Genomic DNA, 18,856 nt, shown 5'->3' with positions numbered 1-18,856 from the left:
AAGGTTAATGACATATGCTTCTAGTATTTGATGTTGGAAATACTAATATGGTTTTAGGTATATATAAAGGTGATAAATTAGTTAATTATTGGAGAATTAAAACAGATAGAGAAAAAACATCTGATGAATATGGAATTCTAATAAGTAGTTTATTTGAGTATGATAATGTTGATATAAATTCTATTAATGATGTGATAATATCATCTGTAGTACCAAATGTTATGCATTCTCTTGAAAACTTTTGTATAAAATACTGTAAAAAACATCCATTAATAGTAGGTCCAGGCATAAAAACAGGTCTAAATATAAAATATGATAATCCAAAACAAGTTGGAGCAGACAGAATAGTTAATGCTGTAGCAGGCATAGAAAAGTATGGAGCACCAAGTATACTTGTTGACTTTGGAACAGCAACTACGTTTTGCGCTATCTCTGAAAAAGGTGAATATCTAGGTGGGACAATAGCACCAGGAATAAAAATATCTAGTGAGGCATTATTTCAAAGTGCGTCTAAATTACCTAGGGTAGAATTAACTAAACCAGGTATGACTATTTGTAAGAGTACTGTATCAGCTATGCAATCTGGAATAATTTATGGATATGTTGGTTTAGTGGATAAAATAATAAGCATGATGAAGAAAGAATTAAATTGTGATGATGTTAAAGTTATAGCTACAGGTGGATTAGCTAAACTGATTGCTTCAGAGACAAAAAGTATAGATTATGTAGATGGTTTTTTAACACTAGAAGGATTGAGAATAATATATGAAAAAAACCAAGAATAATTAATATACAGGGAATTGGGTTATATATCCAATTCCCTTTTTATGATAGTTTCCTAGCTTTATGTGGTATATTATAATGAGGAAATATGAACTTTAAAATCAAATCATAAAATAAAGGAAAAAATAGGAGAAAAGCAATGAAAATAGGAAATTTAGAATTGAAAAATAAAGTTTTTCTATCACCTATGGCAGGGGTAACAGACCTTCCATTTAGATTAATTTGTAAAGAACAAGGTTGTGGACTTTTATATACAGAAATGATAAATGGTAAGGCACTTTGCTATGATGATGAAAATACTAAAAAAATGCTTAAGATAGAAGAGGAAGAACATCCAGTAGCTGTTCAGATATTTGGCTCAGAGCCAGATTTTATGGGAAGAGCAGCAGAGATAATGAATGATTATTCAAATGAGATTCTCGATATAAATATGGGATGTCCAGCTCCAAAAGTAGTTAAAAATGGAGATGGGTCAGCACTTATGAAAAATCCTAAGCTTACGGAGAAGGTATTAAAGGCAGTAGTGAAGAATTCAAAAAAACCAGTAACTTTAAAGATAAGGAAAGGATGGGATGATAATAGTGTAAATGCTGTTGAAATAGCAAAGATAGCAGAAGCTTGTGGAATAAGTGCTCTAGCAATACATGGAAGGACTAGAGAACAGTTTTATACAGGCAAAGCAGATTGGAATATAATTGCAGAAATTAAGAATAGTTTAAACATACCTGTCATAGGAAATGGTGATGTATTTACAATAGAAGATTCAATAAATATGTTAGACAAAACTGGTTGTGATGCTATAATGATAGGTAGGGGTGCTCAAGGTAACCCGTGGATATTCAAAAGAATAAACCATTATATGAATACAGGCGAGATTTTGCCAGAGCCAACTCTTAACGAAAAAATAAGTACTGCCATTAAGCATTTAAAACTTGCAGTAGAAGAACATGGAGAGTATGTAGCTGTAAGGGAAATGAGGAAACACATCGCTTGGTATTTAAAAGGACTTAGAAATTCTGCAAGATTAAGAGATGAAATTAACAAAATAGAAGACTATCAAGAAGTTGTGTCGAAATTGGAGTACTATATGGAAGACTCCTTGACATAAAAATAATAGTGACTTATAATATAGCGCATAAATTAAAAAAAGATTATAAAATTTTTAAAATATAATTAGGAAAATTCCTAAGAAATTTGTGAAGGAGTTGTATTTATAATGGAAGAAAATAAAGAGTTTTTATTGACACAAGAGGGATATGATAAATTAGAAGAAGAATTAGAAAACTTAAAGGTTGTAAAGAGAAAAGAAGTTGCAGAGAGAATAAAGGTTGCTATATCTTTTGGTGATTTATCTGAAAATGCTGAGTATGATGAAGCTAAAAAGGAACAAGCACAAGTTGAAGAAAGAATTCTAAAATTAGAAAATATGGTTAGAAAAGCTGTTATCATAGATGAAAGCAAAATAGACCTTAATGTTGTTACAATAGGATCAATAGTTAAAGTTAAGGATTTAGAATTTGACGAAGATGTTGAATATACTATAGTTGGTTCGACAGAAGCAGACCCATATGATGGAAAAATATCAAACGAATCTCCTGTAGGGAAAGCACTTTTAGGAAGAGCTGTAAAAGAGGTTGTAGAAGTGCAAGTTCCTGATGGAGTTGCTAAGTTTGAAATATTAGAAATAAGAAGATAATCTGGAGGAAAAAAATGAAAAATAATCAACAAAGCAATGAAGAAGCACAAATTCAAGAAGACCTTAGTGAAGTACTTCAAGTAAGAAGAGATAAACTAAAAAAATTACAAGAATCAAATAGAGACCCTTTTAAAGAGAGTAGATATGATAGAACTCATTATTCTGCTGAGATAAAAGATAATTTTGATTCTCTTGAAGGTGAAACTACAAAAATAGCAGGACGTATAATGAGTAAGAGAATACAAGGTAAGGCTGGTTTTATAGATATTCAAGACCAAGAAGGAAGAATTCAATCTTATGTAAGATTAGATGCTATAGGGGAAGAAGAGTATAGTGTATTTTCAACATATGATATTGGAGATATAGTTGGAATTGAAGGGGAAATCTTTAAAACTAAAAGGGGAGAAATATCTGTAAAGGCTAAATCTGTAGTATTACTATGTAAATCTTTACAAGTACTACCAGAAAAATATCATGGATTAAAAGACCAAGAATTAAGATATAGACAAAGATATGTTGATTTAATAGTAAACCCAGAAGTAAAAAATGCTTTTTTAACTAGAACAAAAGCATTAAAAGCATTGAGAACATACTTAGATGATAGAGGATTTTTAGAAGTTGAGACTCCAATATTAAACACTATAGCAGGTGGAGCAAATGCTAGACCATTTATAACTAATCATAATACTTTACATATACCAATGTATTTAAGAATAGCTAATGAATTATACTTAAAGAGACTTATTGTTGGTGGATTTGATAAAGTTTATGAAATGGGAAGAATGTTTAGAAATGAAGGTATGGATTTAAAACACAATCCTGAATATACTGCAATAGAACTATATCAAGCATATGCTGATTATACTGATATGATGGAAATAACAGAAAATGTTATCGCACATATGGCTGAAGTTGCTACAGGAAGTATGATAATTAACTATCAAGGAACAGAAATAAACTTTACACCTCCTTGGAAAAGAATGAGTATGGAAGAGTGTGTTAAAGAGTATTCTGGGGTAGATTTTTCTACTATAGATACAGACGAAGAAGCGTTAGAAGTTGCTAAAGAAAAAGGTATAGAAATAAAACCTGGAATGAGAAGAGGAGAAGTAATAAATGCTTTCTTTGAAGAATTTGGAGAAGATAAATTAATCCAACCAACATTTATAACTCATCATCCAGTTGAAGTATCTCCATTATCTAAGAGAAATAATGAAGACCCAAGAAGGACTGATAGATTTGAAGCATTTGCTAATAAGTGGGAATTAGCTAATGCGTTTTCTGAGCTTAATGACCCAATTGACCAAAAAGGAAGATTCATGGATCAATTGAGAAAAAGAGAATTAGGTGATGATGAAGCTTTTGAAATGGATGAAGACTTCTTAAAAGCATTAGAAGTAGGTTTACCTCCTACAGGAGGATTAGGAATCGGTATAGATAGAGTAATTATGTTATTGACTAACTCTCCATCTATAAGAGATGTATTATTATTCCCTACTATGAAACCTATTGATAATAATTCAAATAAAGAAGAAGAGAACTAAAAAATATAAGCATTCTACCAAGTTTTAAATAAAGTATAGCTGTTAAATTAGCAATAAATAGCTTTATTTTATTTAAAATGTCAATGTAGAATGCTTTTTATATATTACAAATAAATTTTTAGATATTTAATTTATAAATTACCAACAAATATTACAAAATGATATTAATTTTTGTTGATTGAGATTTTATATTTAGAAAATATGATTGAAAGTAATTTATTATGAAAATATTTAGAATAATTTTTGGGAAGGGAAATGGAATAATTTCTGAGAATACTATATATAAAAAATTATTGGGGGAATGTCTGATGTTTCAAGTAATTGATTTTTTATGTTTATTTTGTGTTGGATTTTTAGTTCTTGATGTTATGGTATATTTTTGTAAAGATGCAATGGATATTTTTGAAGGTACAACTAAGGTTAATAAAGTTAAGAGTATAAATGTTTGGGCAGATAGAGTCAGAGCTAATTCATATTCTTATGAAAATAAAATTGCAAAATAGGTAAAACTATATATGCAGGTATTGCTTGTAATATCAAGGGTTATATCTATTAGTTTTAATTAAATTGATTAAAAAAAACAAAGAGCTATAACCTTTTTAAAAATAAAAAATAAAAAAATATTGAAAAAGTGTTGACGAATCATTTTTAAGATGATATAGTATTACTTGTCCTTAAGAAAAGGGCAAACATGAAAAATGAACTTTGAAAATTAAACAGTAGGTTAATTTATAAAACAAGAAACAAACCATAAAGCCAGATATTTTGATAACAATAGTATCTGAGCCTGATAAACTTTTATTTGAGAGTTTGATCCTGGCTCAGGATGAACGCTGGCGGCGTGCCTAACACATGCAAGTTGAGCGATTTACTTCGGTAAAGAGCGGCGGACGGGTGAGTAACGCGTGGGTAACCTACCCTGTACACACGGATAACATACCGAAAGGTATGCTAATACGGGATAACATATTTGAGAGGCATCTCTTAAATATCAAAGGTGAGCCAGTACAGGATGGACCCGCGTCTGATTAGCTAGTTGGTAAGGTAACGGCTTACCAAGGCGACGATCAGTAGCCGACCTGAGAGGGTGATCGGCCACATTGGAACTGAGACACGGTCCAAACTCCTACGGGAGGCAGCAGTGGGGAATATTGCACAATGGGCGAAAGCCTGATGCAGCAACGCCGCGTGAGTGATGAAGGCCTTCGGGTCGTAAAACTCTGTCCTCAAGGAAGATAATGACGGTACTTGAGGAGGAAGCCCCGGCTAACTACGTGCCAGCAGCCGCGGTAATACGTAGGGGGCTAGCGTTATCCGGATTTACTGGGCGTAAAGGGTGCGTAGGCGGTCTTTCAAGTCAGGAGTGAAAGGCTACGGCTCAACCGTAGTAAGCTCTTGAAACTGGGAGACTTGAGTGCAGGAGAGGAGAGTGGAATTCCTAGTGTAGCGGTGAAATGCGTAGATATTAGGAGGAACACCAGTTGCGAAGGCGGCTCTCTGGACTGTAACTGACGCTGAGGCACGAAAGCGTGGGGAGCAAACAGGATTAGATACCCTGGTAGTCCACGCTGTAAACGATGAGTACTAGGTGTCGGGGGTTACCCCCCTCGGTGCCGCAGCTAACGCATTAAGTACTCCGCCTGGGAAGTACGCTCGCAAGAGTGAAACTCAAAGGAATTGACGGGGACCCGCACAAGTAGCGGAGCATGTGGTTTAATTCGAAGCAACGCGAAGAACCTTACCTAAGCTTGACATCCCAATGACATCTCCTTAATCGGAGACTTCCCTTCGGGGACATTGGTGACAGGTGGTGCATGGTTGTCGTCAGCTCGTGTCGTGAGATGTTGGGTTAAGTCCCGCAACGAGCGCAACCCTTGTCTTTAGTTGCCATCATTAAGTTGGGCACTCTAGAGAGACTGCCAGGGATAACCTGGAGGAAGGTGGGGATGACGTCAAATCATCATGCCCCTTATGCTTAGGGCTACACACGTGCTACAATGGGTAGTACAGAGGGTTGCCAAGCCGTAAGGTGGAGCTAATCCCTTAAAGCTACTCTCAGTTCGGATTGTAGGCTGAAACTCGCCTACATGAAGCTGGAGTTACTAGTAATCGCAGATCAGAATGCTGCGGTGAATGCGTTCCCGGGTCTTGTACACACCGCCCGTCACACCACGGGAGTTGGAGACGCCCGAAGCCGATTATCTAACCTTTTGGAAGAAGTCGTCGAAGGTGGAATCAATAACTGGGGTGAAGTCGTAACAAGGTAGCCGTATCGGAAGGTGCGGCTGGATCACCTCCTTTCTAAGGAGAATTACCTACTGTTTAATTTTGAGGGTTCGTTTTTACGAATACTCAAAATTAGCACTTTAAGCAACAGAATAAACTGAGCGCATGCGAAGTTTGTTTGTTGGCGATGTGCGTTAGCACTTTAAGCAACGGGATTTATACGTTGGCGATGTGCGTTAGCACTTTGAAAACTGCATATATATTTAGTGATATGACATCTAATTTGTAATATATAAAGCTGATAACTTTTAAAAATTATCAAGTTGATAGACTTTAATCTATCAAACCTTTTTAACTGGTCAAGTTATTAAGGGTGCAGGGCGGATGCCTTGGCACTAGGAGCCGATGAAGGACGTGATAAGCTGCGATAAGCTTCGGGGAGTTGCACGTAAACTTTGATCCGAAGATTTCCGAATGAGGAAACTCACTTAGAGTAATGTCTAAGTATCATTAAGTGAATACATAGCTTAATGAGGGGAACTCAGGGAACTGAAACATCTAAGTACCTGAAGGAAGAGAAAGAAATTCGATTCCGTAAGTAGCGGCGAGCGAACGCGGAATAGCCCAAACCAATAAAGTTTTCTTTATTGGGGTTGCGGACATATCATAACGAAGAGGTATCGTAATTGAAGAGGTTTGGAAAGACCCACCACAGAAGGTAATAGTCCTGTATGTTAAACGAGAAGACTTCAGATATGATCCAGAGTACCACGGGACACGTGAAACCCTGTGGGAAGCAGGAGGGACCACCCTCCAAGGCTAAATACTACCTAGTGACCGATAGCGTATAGTACCGTGAGGGAAAGGTGAAAAGAACCCCGGGAGGGGAGTGAAATAGAACCTGAAACCCTGCACTTACAAGCTGTGGAAGCACATTTCTTGTGTGACCGCGTACTTTTTGTAGAACGGGCCAACGAGTTACGTTAAGTAGCAAGGTTAAGCACTTAAGGTGTGGAGCCGTAGCGAAAGCGAGTTTTAACTGAGCGTTCAGTTACTTGACGTAGACCCGAAACCGGGCGACCTACCCATGAGCAGGATGAAGCGAAAGTAAAATTTCGTGGAGGTCCGAACCCACGAGCGTTGAAAAGCTCGGGGATGACTTGTGGGTAGCGGTGAAATTCCAATCGAGCCCGGAGATAGCTGGTTCTCCCCGAAATAGCTTTAGGGCTAGCCTCAAGGTGAGAGATACGGAGGTAGAGCACTGAATGTCCTAGGGGGTATTGCACCTACCGAAGACTATCAAACTCCGAATGCCGTCATCTTATACTTGGGAGTCAGACTGTGGGTGATAAGATTCATAGTCGAAAGGGCAACAGCCCAGATCGTCAGCTAAGGTCCCTAAATGTAAGTTAAGTGGTAAAGGATGTGGGATTGCACAGACAACCAGGATGTTGGCTTAGAAGCAGCCACTCATTCAAAGAGTGCGTAATAGCTCACTGGTCGAGTGATCCTGCGCCGAAGATTTCCGGGGCTAAAACTTACTACCGAAGCTACGGCATCATTATGATGGGTAGGGGAGCTTCCCATACGGGTTGAAGCATGACCGTAAGGACATGTGGACAGTATGGGAGTGAGAATGTTGGCATGAGTAGCGAGATGTGGGTGAGAATCCCACAGGCCGTAAACCCAAGGTTTCCAGGGGAAGGTTCGTCCGCCCTGGGTTAGTCGGGACCTAAGCTGAGGCCGAAAGGCGTAGGTGATGGACAACAGGTTGATATTCCTGTACTACCGATAACCATTTGAGAGATGGGATGACACAGTAGGATAAGCTAAGCACACTGTTGGTTATGTGTGCCCAAGCATTGAGGCAGTCAGAGTAGGTAAATCCGCTTTGATAATGCTGGGATGTGATGGGGAGCGAAATTTAGTAGCGAAGTAGCTGATTTCACACTGTCAAGAAAAGTCTCTATCGAGGTTAAAGGTACCCGTACCGCAAACCGACACAGGTGGGTGAGGAGAGTATCCTAAGGCCCGCGAGAGAACTGTTGTTAAGGAACTCGGCAAAATGACCCCGTAACTTAGGGATAAGGGGTGCCACCATCCGGTGGCCGCAGAGAATAGGCCCAAGCGACTGTTTACCAAAAACATAGGTTTCTGCTAAGTCGCAAGACGATGTATAGGAGCTGACGCCTGCCCGGTGCTGGAAGGTTAAGGGGATCTGTTAGAGCAATCGAAGCAGTGAACTTAAGCCCCAGTAAACGGCGGCCGTAACTATAACGGTCCTAAGGTAGCGAAATTCCTTGTCGGGTAAGTTCCGACCCGCACGAAAGGCGTAACGATTTGGGCACTGTCTCAACAACAGACTCGGTGAAATTGTAATTCCGGTGAAGATGCCGGATACCTGCGACAGGACGGAAAGACCCCATGGAGCTTTACTGTAGCTTGACATTGGGTCTTGGTACTACATGTACAGGATAGGTGGGAGGCTTTGAAACCAGGACGCCAGTTTTGGCGGAGCCATCCTTGGGATACCACCCTTGTAGTACTGGGACTCTAACCATAGGCCATGAATCTGGTCTTGGGACACTGTCAGGTGGGCAGTTTGACTGGGGCGGTCGCCTCCCAAAAGGTAACGGAGGCGCTCAAAGGTTCTCTCAGTACGGTCGGAAATCGTACGTAGAGTGTAAAGGCAAAAGAGAGCTTGATTGCAAGACATACAGGTCGAGCAAGGATGAAAATCGGACTTAGTGATCCGGTGGTTCTGCGTGGAAGGGCCATCGCTCAACGGATAAAAGCTACCCTGGGGATAACAGGCTTATCTCCCCCAAGAGTCCACATCGACGGGGAGGTTTGGCACCTCGATGTCGGCTCATCACATCCTGGGGCTGTAGTAGGTCCCAAGGGTTGGGCTGTTCGCCCATTAAAGTGGTACGCGAGCTGGGTTCAGAACGTCGTGAGACAGTTCGGTCCCTATCCGTCGCAGGCGTAGGAAATTTGAGAAGACCTGTCCTTAGTACGAGAGGACCGGGATGGACGTACCTCTGGTGTACCAGTTGTTCTGCCAAGGGCATAGCTGGGTAGCTATGTACGGAATGGATAAGCGCTGAAAGCATCTAAGCGCGAAGCCAACTTCAAGATAAGATTTCCCACCGCAAGGGTAAGACCCCAGAAAGACTATCTGGTTGATAGGTCGAAGGTGTAAGTGCAGCAATGTATTTAGCTTATCGATACTAATAGGTCGAGGACTTGACCAAATTATTTGATGTCCATTCAGTAAAATATATATGTAGTTTTTAGAGTGCTAACTCTAAAGAAACTAGTATTACTAGATTCTAATAACTTAATAGAAATATTAAGCATAAAGATTATGTGGTTACAATAGCAGAGAGGATACACCTGTTCCCATTCCGAACACAGAAGTTAAGCTCTCTAGCGCTGATGGTACTTGGTGGGAAACTGCCTGGGAGAGTAGGACGTAGCCACGTAATTTTTTTATTTTTTGTAAAAAAAGACAAAAAATATGTATTTCTTTTTTTATTTCGGGAAAACTAAACACAGGAATTATGGATTATTATAAAAATTTAATTCTTGAGGAGTGATAGAAATGAAAAAAGTTGCTTTAATCTTAGCCATAATCGGTGCACTTAACTGGGGAGGAATTGGTATCCTAGGTACAGATTTAATAGGTAGTATTTTTGGTGGAACATATGAAATGGTAAGTAGAATAATATACTTCATTGTAGGTTTAGCTGGATTATACTTAATACCAAGCTTAATGTCTGATGATAGAGAATAATTTAATTTGTACTTTTATATTAAATGCCTCATTCTAAATATTTAGGATGAGGTATTTAATTTTATAAAAATCTTAATTTGTATCTTTTTTAATGGTAAAATAGATAAGAATTGAAGTTTTTAAAAAGATGTATTATGAAAAAAGAAATACTATGTGAAAAAAGGAGTATTATATAATATATGTTTATAATTAATGAATTAAGTAAGATTGTAGATGAAGAAGTGATATCTTTTCATATGCCTGGTCATAAAAAGGGCAGAATTTATGAGAAATTAGGATATAGAAATGTATTAGAAAATTTGTATAAAATGGATACTACTGAAATATTAGGAACAGATAACTTGCATTCGCCAGAAGGGATTATAAAGAGTTCTCAGAAGAAAGCCTCAAGAGTATTTAAAAGCGATTATACATATTATCTAGTGAACGGGAGCAGTTGTGGAATACAGTCCGCGATAATGTCAGTGTGCACTCCTAAAAGTAAAATAATTGTAAATAGAGATTGTCATCAGTCTGTTATAAATGCATGTATTTTGGGAGATATAGATATAGAGTATATTTCTTGTGAGATAAGTGAAGATACGAATGTCTTAAAGGGAATATCCATAAATAATGTAATTGATGTAATAGATAAAAATTTAGATGCAAAAGCAGTACTTCTTACGTATCCTACATATTATGGAATGACATATGATTTAGAATATATTTGTAATTATGCACATGATAAAAAAATGGTGGTGATAATAGATGAAGCACATGGTGCTCATTTAGGTCTTAGTGATAGACTTCCTAAAACAGCTCTTGAGCAAGGTGCAGATATAGTTGTGCAGAGTACTCATAAAACACTTCCATCATTTACCCAATCATCAATGATACATATAAAAGGAAATAGAATTGACATAGATAAACTCTTAAATATGTTGAGAATTACAGAATCTTCAAGTCCTTCATATATATTGTTATCTTCTTTGGAATTAGCAGTAGATATATATGAAAATAGGGGACAAGAACTAATGAAAGAGCTTTTAAATAAAATTAGAGTTTTTAAGAATAATATTAATAAAAATATTGAGATATACGATACAAATGATAAAACAAAAATATTTATATCTTCTAGAAATATAGGTCTAACAGGTTATGAACTAGAAAATATTCTAAGAAATAAATATAATATACAAGTAGAATTATCTAATTATTATGGAGTTCTTTTAATATGCACGATAGGAAATAGTACTAATGATTTCAATAGTTTAGAAACAGCATTGAACAATATTGTAAAAGAAGACTTTAAATTTACAAAGTTAGAAAATAAAAAATATCCCACTCTTATTCCAAAGAAAATATTAACACCTAGAGAAGCATTTTATAAAACTAAAAAAAGTGTTAAAATATATGACAGCATAGGTAAAGTCTGTGGTGAGTGTATAGTCCCATATCCACCTGGAATAAGCATAATATCTCCTGGAGAAATTATCAGCAAAGAAATAATAGATTATTTAATATTCTGTAATTCTAAAGGTATGGTTGTAAGTGGATTAAAAGATGTAGATTTAAATTTTATAGAAGTAATAGATTTAGAAAATATTTAAATTTATAATACAAAGTTTAGAATTATAATGCGAAGTAAAAAACTTATAGTTGTAATAAGTAATGTATAGAATATTTATATAAAGTTGTCTAAATAAAAATTATATTAAAAAGTAAAAAGTGTTTGTATGGAGGATATGAAAATGAAAGGTAAGTTAATAATTATAGAAAGTGGTTCAGATGCAAGTGGAAAGGCAACTCAGACAAAAAAATTATATGAAAGATTAGAAAAAGAAGGCTATATGATTAAGAAGGTAGAATATCCAAATTATGAGTCTCCATCATCTGCTTTGGTAAAAATGTATTTAAAAGGAGATTTTGGTAAAAATGCCTCAGATGTAGACCCATATATAGCATCAACTTTTTTTACTGCAGATAGATATGCTTCATTTAAAACCGATTGGGAGAAGTTTTACAATGAAGGTGGAATAATTATCGCAGATAGATATACAACTTCTAATATGGTACACCAGGCTTCTAAAATGGATGCTTCTGATAGAGAAGAATATTTGAACTGGTTAGCTGATTATGAATTTAATTTATTTAAGATACCACAACCTGATTGTGTTATATTTCTAGATGTCCCTATTGAGTTTAGTGAGAAACTTATGGAAAATAGAAAAAATAAGATTACAGGAGAAGAAGAAAAAGATATTCATGAAAGTGATATAGAGTATTTAAAGAAATCTTATAATAATGCTTTATACATAGCAGATAAATATAATTGGAAAAAAATAAATTGTGTTTCAGATAACGAATTGAGAAGTATTGAAAGTATACATAATGAAGTTTATGAAATAGTTCTTGATTCAATAAAATCTATGGAGAGATAAATATGTATTTTGAAAATATTATAGGGCAAAGTTTTGCAAAGAAATATTTAACAAATTCTATAAAGAAAAATAAACTTAATAATGCGTATATGTTTGAGGGAATAGATGGGATAGGGAAAAAGAAGTTTGCTGATGAACTATCCAAGCTGTTGCTTGACTATGTAAATCTAGAAAACAGTCCAGACTATGTACTCATAAAGCCAGATGGAAATAGCATAAAAATAGCTCAAATCAGAAGTTTACAATCAGACATAGTAATAAGACCTCATAAGGACTATAAAATATATATAATTAACAATGCTGAAAAAATGACTGTAGAAGCCCAAAATGCACTTTTAAAGACACTGGAGGAACCTCCAAATTATGCTATAATAATCTTAGTCACAAACAACAAAGAATCTTTATTAGAAACTATAAAATCTAGATGTGATATAATAAAGTTCTCACCTATACCAATGCAAGATTTAAAAAATTATTTGATAAATGCAGGTATAGAGGAAGAAAGAGCTCAACTGTTGGCTACTTTTTCAAGGGGAAGTATTGAGAATGCTTTAAATCTATCTCAGTCTACTGAGTTTTCAGTGATGAGAGAAGATATACAACAGTATATTCAAGTAATGTTAGATAAAAACATAGTAGAGATTCTAAACATACCAAATAATATGGAAAAATACAGAGGTAAGATTATAAGTTTATTGGATATTATGATAAACTATTTTCGAGATATTATCCTATTAAAAGAAAATGTTAATAAAAATATGCTAATAAATGTAGATAAGCTAGTTTTTATTCAAAATATGAGTGGAAAAATTAGTTATTCTCAATTGTCTAAGATTATTGATATAATAGAAGATGCAAAGAGTAAAATAAAGAGCAATTGCAATTTCAATATAAGCATACAAGTTATGTCTTTAAATATATACGAGGTGATTAAATGATAAAAATAGTAGGTATAAGGTTTAAAAGTGCAGGAAAAATATATTATTTTGACCCTGTTGATTTTAATATAGAGCAAGAAATGGATGTAGTTGTAGAAACTGCAAGAGGTTTAGAGTATGGAAAAGTAGTAGTAGGGCCAAAAGAAATGGATGAGAGCGAACTAGTTTCCCCTTTAAAACCAATTATAAGAATAGCTACAGAAGAAGATAAAAAAATATATCTAGAAAATAAAGAAAAGGCAAAAGAAACCTTTGAATTATGCCAACAAAAAATAAAAGAACATGAGTTAACAATGTTTCTAATAGATTGTGAATATACTTTTGATAGAAATAAATTGATTTTTTACTTTACAGCAGAAGGAAGAATAGACTTTAGAGAACTTGTAAAAGATTTAGCTGCTATATTTAAAACGAGAATAGAGCTTAGACAAATTGGTGTTAGAGATGAAGCAAAATCCATAGGAGGTCTAGGACCTTGTGGTAGAAAACTTTGCTGTTCATCATGGTTGGGTGATTTTCAACCAGTTTCAATAAAGATGGCAAAAGATCAAAGCTTGTCTTTAAATCCAACAAAAATATCTGGAATATGTGGAAGATTGTTCTGCTGTTTAAAATATGAGCATGATGTATATAGTGAGGCGATAGAAAAAATGCCTATTGTAGGTGCACTAGTGCAATCAGATGATGGAAAAGGAAAAGTTGTAGAAGTAAATCCTCTATTAGAGCAAATTAAAGTAGAGTTTCAGGATAAAACAGTAAAGATATATACAAGAGAAGAGATAAAAATACTTAGAGAGCCTAAAAAATGTGATGGCTGTGGCGGTAAATGCAAAGATAATGATGGATTAGATGAAGCCACACTAAGAGAGTTAAAGAAATTAGAAGATTAAATTTAAGGTAGGGCTTTTCCTACCTTTTTTAAAGCAAATAATACTTGAAGTTATTAATATTTGAGGAGCGTTTATGAATATGCAATTAAAAGATTCAGAAAGAATAGATGATTTACAATTAAAAGGTCTTAGACTTATACAAGATACTAATGGATTTTGTTTTGGTATAGATGCAGTTTTATTAGCTAATTTTACTAAAATAAAAAAAGATGCTAAAGTTGTAGACCTAGGTACAGGAACAGGAATCATACCTATTTTAATAGCAGGAAAAAGTGAAGCTAAAAAAATTATTGGTGTAGAAATACAAGAAGATGTATATGAAATGGCAACTCGTTCTGTAAAATTAAATAATTTGGAAGAAAGAGTTGAGATTATAAATGAGGATATAAAATCTATAGATAAAGTTTTAGATATAAATGGTTATCATGTAGTTACATCAAATCCTCCATATATGCATATCGATGGAATAAAAAATCCAAATGATAAAAAAGCAATATCAAGACATGAAGTAAAGTGTAATTTAGAAGATGTAATCAAAGCTGCATCTAGATTAGTTATGCCTAGAGGAAAGTTTTTCATGATACATAGGCCAACAAGGTTGGTTGATATAATAACTTTAGGGCGAAAATATAAACTAGAGCCAAAAGTTATCCAATTTGTACATCCAAGACCTAAAAAAGCACCTAATTTGGTTTTAGTTCAATTTGTAAAAGATGGAAGACCAGAGCTTAAAATATTAGACCCATTGTATGTTTATGGAGAAGATGGGAATTATACAAAAGAATTAAAAGCAATATATAATAATGAAGATATAGGAGAGTTATAGATGAGTGGGAAATTGTACATATGTCCAACACCAATAGGAAACTTAGAGGATATAACATATAGAACTTTAAGAGTATTAAAAGAAGTGGATTTAATTGCAGCAGAAGATACAAGACATAGTATAAAGCTTTTAAATCATTTTGAAATCTCAAAGCCTTTGACTAGTTATCATGAACACAATAAAGATTCAAAGGGTGATTATTTAATAAATAAACTAATTGATGGCGAAAATATAGCCTTGATAAGCGATGCAGGTATGCCTGGGATATCTGACCCAGGAGAAGAAATAATAAAACAAGCTATACAAAACAATATAGAAATAGAAGTTTTACCAGGTGCAACAGCATTTGTAACTGCTTTGGTTGGTTCTGGTATGGATACACATAAATTCGTTTTTGAGGGCTTTTTAGATAGAGATAAAAAAGTTAGAAAAGGGCAACTAGAAAAAATAAAAGAAGAAAGTAGAACTATAATTTTTTATGAATCACCACATAGATTGAAGGATACACTAAAAGATATGTTTAAGATTCTTGGAAATAGAAAAATTTCCATAAATAGAGAACTTACAAAAAAATATCAAGAGATAATCAGAGAAGATATAGAAACTGTTATAAAAATATTTGATGAAAAAGAAGTAAGAGGCGAGTTCGTATTAATCGTAGAAGGATTTCATGGTGAAAAGTCAAAAAAAGAAGATTATGATGCTCTTACAGACAGGGAATATGTTTTAAAACTAATTGAAAGTGGTATGAACAAAAAAGATGCAATAAAAATAGTTTGTAAAGATAGAAAATTAAAAAAGGATGTAGTTTATAAACAAGTCCTGGATTTATAAAACCTGAATCTGAGGTGATTTTATGGAAATAGAAAAAATTATAATAGAGAGTTTAAAGAGAAAATATACACACAAAACGTTTGTAGAGCTAGATGAAAAGGAAGAACTAGAAAAAATAATACCTAAAGTAAAATGTATGAAGTCTGTAGGAGAATGTAAGTATCATGTTGTTAATTGCTTTGAACACTCTATAAATGCATTAAGAGAATTAGAAATAGTGTTAAATGATAAAGCTTTTTTTCCAATACATTTAAGAGAACATGTATCAAATTATTTAAATGTATGTATTGGGGATGGTATAAATAAGTTACATGCACTAAAGTTAGGAATATTTCTACATGATATAGGTAAGCCTGATAGTATGACCTTAGATGAAACAGGAAGAGTTCATTTTACAAATCATGAAAAAATAGGTGCCCAAATAATAGACAATATGGGGATAAAGTTAGATTTATCAACAGAGACATATAAACTTATAAGCAAATATGTAAGATATCACATGATACTGCTGTCCTTGTATAAGAAAAATGATTTGAGTAGAAAAGAATTAATTAATGTATTTAATCTAGTGGATGAAGATACTATAGGCATAATACTTCTTGGATATGCAGATATAGTTTCTACAATAAAACTATTAGATAAAAGTGAAGAAGTGAGTGTATTAAAGACATATATGGAATACATTCTAACAAATTACTTGTATAAGAGTAATTATACGCATGTATAAATTTAGTTAACATAATTGAATTTTAAATGGTTAGATAAAGTTTAAAATATGTAGATTTCAAAAACATAAAAGAAGTTGTCTTTGTTATAAAATTATGAAAGACAACTTTTTTTATATCAAAAATTGGAATCTCATTAAGAATACTTAATGGTCTATTAGTCAATAAACCATTAGTATTTAACTTATATTACAATATTGATTTTGCTTGTATTGGTGTTGATAGTATAACAGAGGTCTTAGTAGAGCCTATTTTCTTTATAGTATCAATCACATTTTCTAATTCGTACATATCTTTTACAATGACTTTTAAAAGTAAGCAATCATCACCTGTTATATGGTGACATTCTACAATTCTAGGGTCCTTTCCAGCTGATTCAATGAACTCTGTATATCCATTACTTGGAAGAGAAATATGAATAAATGCCTTTATAACTCTACCTAATGAATCTGGGTTAACAATAGCCTTATACCCTTCTATAACACCAGATTCTTCTAATCTTTTGACTCTTTCTGAAACTGCAGGAGAAGTTAAACCAACTATTTTTCCTAAGTCCTTCATAGAAATTCTCCCATCATCCTGTAAAATTTCTATGATTCTATAATCTGTAACATCCATAAATAAACAGTCCCCCTTAAATAAAAATAATTAATGCTATAAAACTTTTTTAGAATCTATCATTTTTGTTTTTAAATACCAAAGATTTCTAGATAAATCAACCTTATAAATGTGTGGTTTTGAAAGTCTTTTGTATTGTTCCCAGATAGTACTTAATTCATATTGTACATGATTTTTTATTTCAAGAACAGGTTTTTTATTATATTTGCATATTCCTTTTATATACAATGGTTTAAGAAGCTCTTTAACTTTATAGTTTGTAAATATCTTCGTTTTCCATGTATATGTAGGATGGAAGATTTCTAAAGGTTTAGATTCATCTATAACTTCATCATGTAACATAATTAAATCTGCCTCTGCTTTATTGTCTTCGTTATATATTCTTATAACTTTCTTGTAACCAGGATTATTTATTTTCTCTGGATTTTCAGAAATTTTTATCTTAGGTTCAAGAGTTCCATTTTCACAAGATGCAGCTAATTTGTAAACTCCTCCAAGAGAAGGTGAATCGAAAGATGTAATGAGCTTTGTGCCTACTCCCCATGAATTTATAGTAGCTCCTTCTGCTTTAAGTGATGATATAGTGTATTCATCAAGGTCATTAGATGCAGTAATGCTAATATCTGAAAAACCAGCACTATCTAATTGTTTTTTTGCTTCTTTAGATAAATAAGCTAAATCTCCAGAATCTAGTCTTATACCCATAGGTTTGTATCCTTTTTCGGAAATATTTTTAAATACTTTTATTGCATTAGGTACACCACTGTTTAATACATCATAAGTATCTACAAGTAGTAAGCATTTGTCTGGATAAACATCAGCATATGCTTGGAATGCATCAAGTTCAGTATCAAATTTTTGTACCCAACTATGAGCATGTGTACCAATTATAGGTATATCAAACATTTTCCCAGCTAATACATTTGCAGTTCCAGTACAACCACCAACTACAGCAGCTCTAGCACCATATATACCTGCATCTGCACCTTGTGCACGGCGTAATCCAAATTCAAATACAGGGTCTCCTTGAGCTGCAAAACAAACTCTAGAGGCTTTAGTAGCAATAAGAGATTGAAAATTGACTATTGTCAACAATGCTGTTTCAATAAGTTGAGCTTGATATAAAGGTGCCTTAACAGTAATCAATGGCTCATTAGGAAACATGATAGTTCCTTCTTCAACAGCATATATATCTCCTGTGAACTTAAATTCTTTTAAAAACTTTAGAAACTTATCAGAAAATAAATTTAAGCTTTTTAAGTACTCTAAATCTTCATCTGAGAAATGAAGATTATCTATGTATTCAACAACCTGATCAATACCACAAACTATAGTATACCCTCCATCACAAGCGTTTTTTCTAAAAAACATATCGAATACAACAATGTCTTCGTGAATATTTTTTTCAAAATAGCCATTTAACATAGTCAGCTGATATAAATCAGTAAGAAGTGTTAGATTTCTCATTATTTCTCTCCTTAATTATTATTAAATATTAAAAATTATAAAAACTCCCACACTTATACTAAAACATAATATAGTACAACTTTCAAGTATAAA

Annotated in this window: 15 protein-coding genes and 3 rRNA genes; 16 read left to right on the top strand and 2 right to left on the bottom strand. The window is 33.8% G+C overall.

What is annotated here, in order from left to right; translation table 11 throughout:
• Positions 1-14 precede the first annotated feature (14 nt).
• From ACTG48_RS19945 to ACTG48_RS19870, 16 genes are all read left to right on the top strand, one after another.
• Positions 15-785, top strand: coding sequence for a type III pantothenate kinase (locus ACTG48_RS19945; RefSeq protein ID WP_021386477.1), 771 nt, complete (start codon positions 15-17; stop codon positions 783-785).
• Positions 786-922: 137 nt separating this feature from the next.
• Positions 923-1,891 (top strand): tRNA dihydrouridine synthase DusB, encoded by a 969-nt coding sequence (gene dusB / locus ACTG48_RS19940; protein WP_479917781.1) that lies wholly within the window; start codon positions 923-925, stop codon positions 1,889-1,891.
• Positions 1,892-1,999: 108 nt separating this feature from the next.
• Complete coding sequence (greA, locus tag ACTG48_RS19935) at positions 2,000-2,479, top strand: transcription elongation factor GreA (RefSeq protein ID WP_021386470.1); 480 nt, start codon at positions 2,000-2,002, stop codon at positions 2,477-2,479.
• A gap of 14 nt (positions 2,480-2,493) precedes the next feature.
• Positions 2,494-4,023, top strand: coding sequence for a lysine--tRNA ligase (gene lysS, locus ACTG48_RS19930; protein ID WP_479917780.1), 1,530 nt, complete (start codon positions 2,494-2,496; stop codon positions 4,021-4,023).
• Positions 4,024-4,331: 308 nt separating this feature from the next.
• Entirely contained in the window at positions 4,332-4,526 is a 195-nt protein-coding gene (locus ACTG48_RS19925; RefSeq protein ID WP_021386474.1) for a hypothetical protein, read from the top strand.
• Positions 4,527-4,821: 295 nt separating this feature from the next.
• Positions 4,822-6,324, top strand: a 16S ribosomal RNA gene (locus tag ACTG48_RS19920).
• A gap of 282 nt (positions 6,325-6,606) precedes the next feature.
• A 23S ribosomal RNA gene (locus tag ACTG48_RS19915) occupies positions 6,607-9,503 on the top strand.
• Between the two features lie 114 nt (positions 9,504-9,617).
• Positions 9,618-9,734: ribosomal RNA gene (gene rrf, locus ACTG48_RS19910) — 5S ribosomal RNA — on the top strand.
• Together the 16S, 23S and 5S rRNA genes form the textbook arrangement of a ribosomal RNA operon.
• 119 nt (positions 9,735-9,853) lie before the next feature.
• The gene (locus ACTG48_RS19905) at positions 9,854-10,045 is read left to right on the top strand and encodes a DUF378 domain-containing protein (protein WP_021386455.1); all 192 of its coding nucleotides are present in this window, start codon (positions 9,854-9,856) and stop codon (positions 10,043-10,045) included.
• A gap of 179 nt (positions 10,046-10,224) precedes the next feature.
• The gene (locus tag ACTG48_RS19900) at positions 10,225-11,634 is read left to right on the top strand and encodes an aminotransferase class I/II-fold pyridoxal phosphate-dependent enzyme (RefSeq protein WP_479917779.1); all 1,410 of its coding nucleotides are present in this window, start codon (positions 10,225-10,227) and stop codon (positions 11,632-11,634) included.
• 141 nt (positions 11,635-11,775) lie between these two features.
• Positions 11,776-12,465, top strand: a complete 690-nt coding sequence (locus ACTG48_RS19895) for a dTMP kinase (RefSeq protein WP_479917778.1) — start codon at positions 11,776-11,778, stop codon at positions 12,463-12,465.
• Positions 12,466-12,467: 2 nt separating this feature from the next.
• On the top strand, positions 12,468-13,403 hold the full coding sequence (locus tag ACTG48_RS19890; RefSeq protein ID WP_021386465.1) for a DNA polymerase III subunit: 936 nt from the start codon (positions 12,468-12,470) through the stop codon (positions 13,401-13,403).
• Positions 13,400-14,293 carry a PSP1 domain-containing protein gene (locus ACTG48_RS19885; RefSeq protein ID WP_021386447.1) on the top strand — a complete coding sequence of 298 codons (894 nt, stop codon included), beginning with the start codon at positions 13,400-13,402 and terminating at the stop codon, positions 14,291-14,293. Before ACTG48_RS19890 ends, ACTG48_RS19885 begins: the two co-directional genes overlap by 4 nt.
• A 79-nt stretch (positions 14,294-14,372) precedes the next feature.
• Positions 14,373-15,119 (top strand): tRNA1(Val) (adenine(37)-N6)-methyltransferase, encoded by a 747-nt coding sequence (locus ACTG48_RS19880; RefSeq protein WP_079747087.1) that lies wholly within the window; start codon positions 14,373-14,375, stop codon positions 15,117-15,119.
• Positions 15,120-15,953 (top strand): 16S rRNA (cytidine(1402)-2'-O)-methyltransferase, encoded by an 834-nt coding sequence (gene rsmI, locus ACTG48_RS19875; RefSeq protein WP_479917777.1) that lies wholly within the window; start codon positions 15,120-15,122, stop codon positions 15,951-15,953.
• A gap of 22 nt (positions 15,954-15,975) precedes the next feature.
• Positions 15,976-16,680 (top strand): HD domain-containing protein, encoded by a 705-nt coding sequence (locus ACTG48_RS19870; RefSeq protein WP_479917776.1) that lies wholly within the window; start codon positions 15,976-15,978, stop codon positions 16,678-16,680.
• A gap of 187 nt (positions 16,681-16,867) precedes the next feature.
• Here the strand turns inward: ACTG48_RS19870 and ACTG48_RS19865 are convergent, their stop codons facing one another.
• Positions 16,868-17,296, bottom strand: coding sequence for an Lrp/AsnC family transcriptional regulator (locus ACTG48_RS19865; RefSeq protein ID WP_021386461.1), 429 nt, complete (start codon positions 17,294-17,296; stop codon positions 16,868-16,870).
• 36 nt (positions 17,297-17,332) lie between these two features.
• Complete coding sequence (locus tag ACTG48_RS19860) at positions 17,333-18,763, bottom strand: nicotinate phosphoribosyltransferase (protein WP_021386454.1); 1,431 nt, start codon at positions 18,761-18,763, stop codon at positions 17,333-17,335.
• Between the last annotated feature and the right edge of the window lie 93 nt (positions 18,764-18,856).

This window comes from Clostridioides sp. LIBA-6822 (genome assembly GCF_056688955.1).
Note: the sequence above shows the minus strand (reverse complement) of the source record. Positions and strands in the feature narration are given on the sequence as shown.

Excerpts from the sequence above, each read along its gene's own strand:
- ACTG48_RS19945 (WP_021386477.1), top strand. The coding sequence starts at position 15 with ATGCTTCTAGTATTTGATGTTGGAAATACTAATATGGTTTTAGGTATA.
- dusB (WP_479917781.1), top strand. The coding sequence starts at position 923 with ATGAAAATAGGAAATTTAGAATTGAAAAATAAAGTTTTTCTATCACCT.
- greA (WP_021386470.1), top strand. The coding sequence starts at position 2,000 with ATGGAAGAAAATAAAGAGTTTTTATTGACACAAGAGGGATATGATAAA.
- lysS (WP_479917780.1), top strand. The coding sequence starts at position 2,494 with ATGAAAAATAATCAACAAAGCAATGAAGAAGCACAAATTCAAGAAGAC.
- ACTG48_RS19925 (WP_021386474.1), top strand. The coding sequence starts at position 4,332 with ATGTTTCAAGTAATTGATTTTTTATGTTTATTTTGTGTTGGATTTTTA.
- ACTG48_RS19905 (WP_021386455.1), top strand. The coding sequence starts at position 9,854 with ATGAAAAAAGTTGCTTTAATCTTAGCCATAATCGGTGCACTTAACTGG.
- ACTG48_RS19900 (WP_479917779.1), top strand. The coding sequence starts at position 10,225 with ATGTTTATAATTAATGAATTAAGTAAGATTGTAGATGAAGAAGTGATA.
- ACTG48_RS19895 (WP_479917778.1), top strand. The coding sequence starts at position 11,776 with ATGAAAGGTAAGTTAATAATTATAGAAAGTGGTTCAGATGCAAGTGGA.
- ACTG48_RS19890 (WP_021386465.1), top strand. The coding sequence starts at position 12,468 with ATGTATTTTGAAAATATTATAGGGCAAAGTTTTGCAAAGAAATATTTA.
- ACTG48_RS19885 (WP_021386447.1), top strand. The coding sequence starts at position 13,400 with ATGATAAAAATAGTAGGTATAAGGTTTAAAAGTGCAGGAAAAATATAT.
- ACTG48_RS19880 (WP_079747087.1), top strand. The coding sequence starts at position 14,373 with ATGCAATTAAAAGATTCAGAAAGAATAGATGATTTACAATTAAAAGGT.
- rsmI (WP_479917777.1), top strand. The coding sequence starts at position 15,120 with ATGAGTGGGAAATTGTACATATGTCCAACACCAATAGGAAACTTAGAG.
- ACTG48_RS19870 (WP_479917776.1), top strand. The coding sequence starts at position 15,976 with ATGGAAATAGAAAAAATTATAATAGAGAGTTTAAAGAGAAAATATACA.
- ACTG48_RS19865 (WP_021386461.1), bottom strand. The coding sequence starts at position 17,296 with ATGGATGTTACAGATTATAGAATCATAGAAATTTTACAGGATGATGGG.
- ACTG48_RS19860 (WP_021386454.1), bottom strand. The coding sequence starts at position 18,763 with ATGAGAAATCTAACACTTCTTACTGATTTATATCAGCTGACTATGTTA.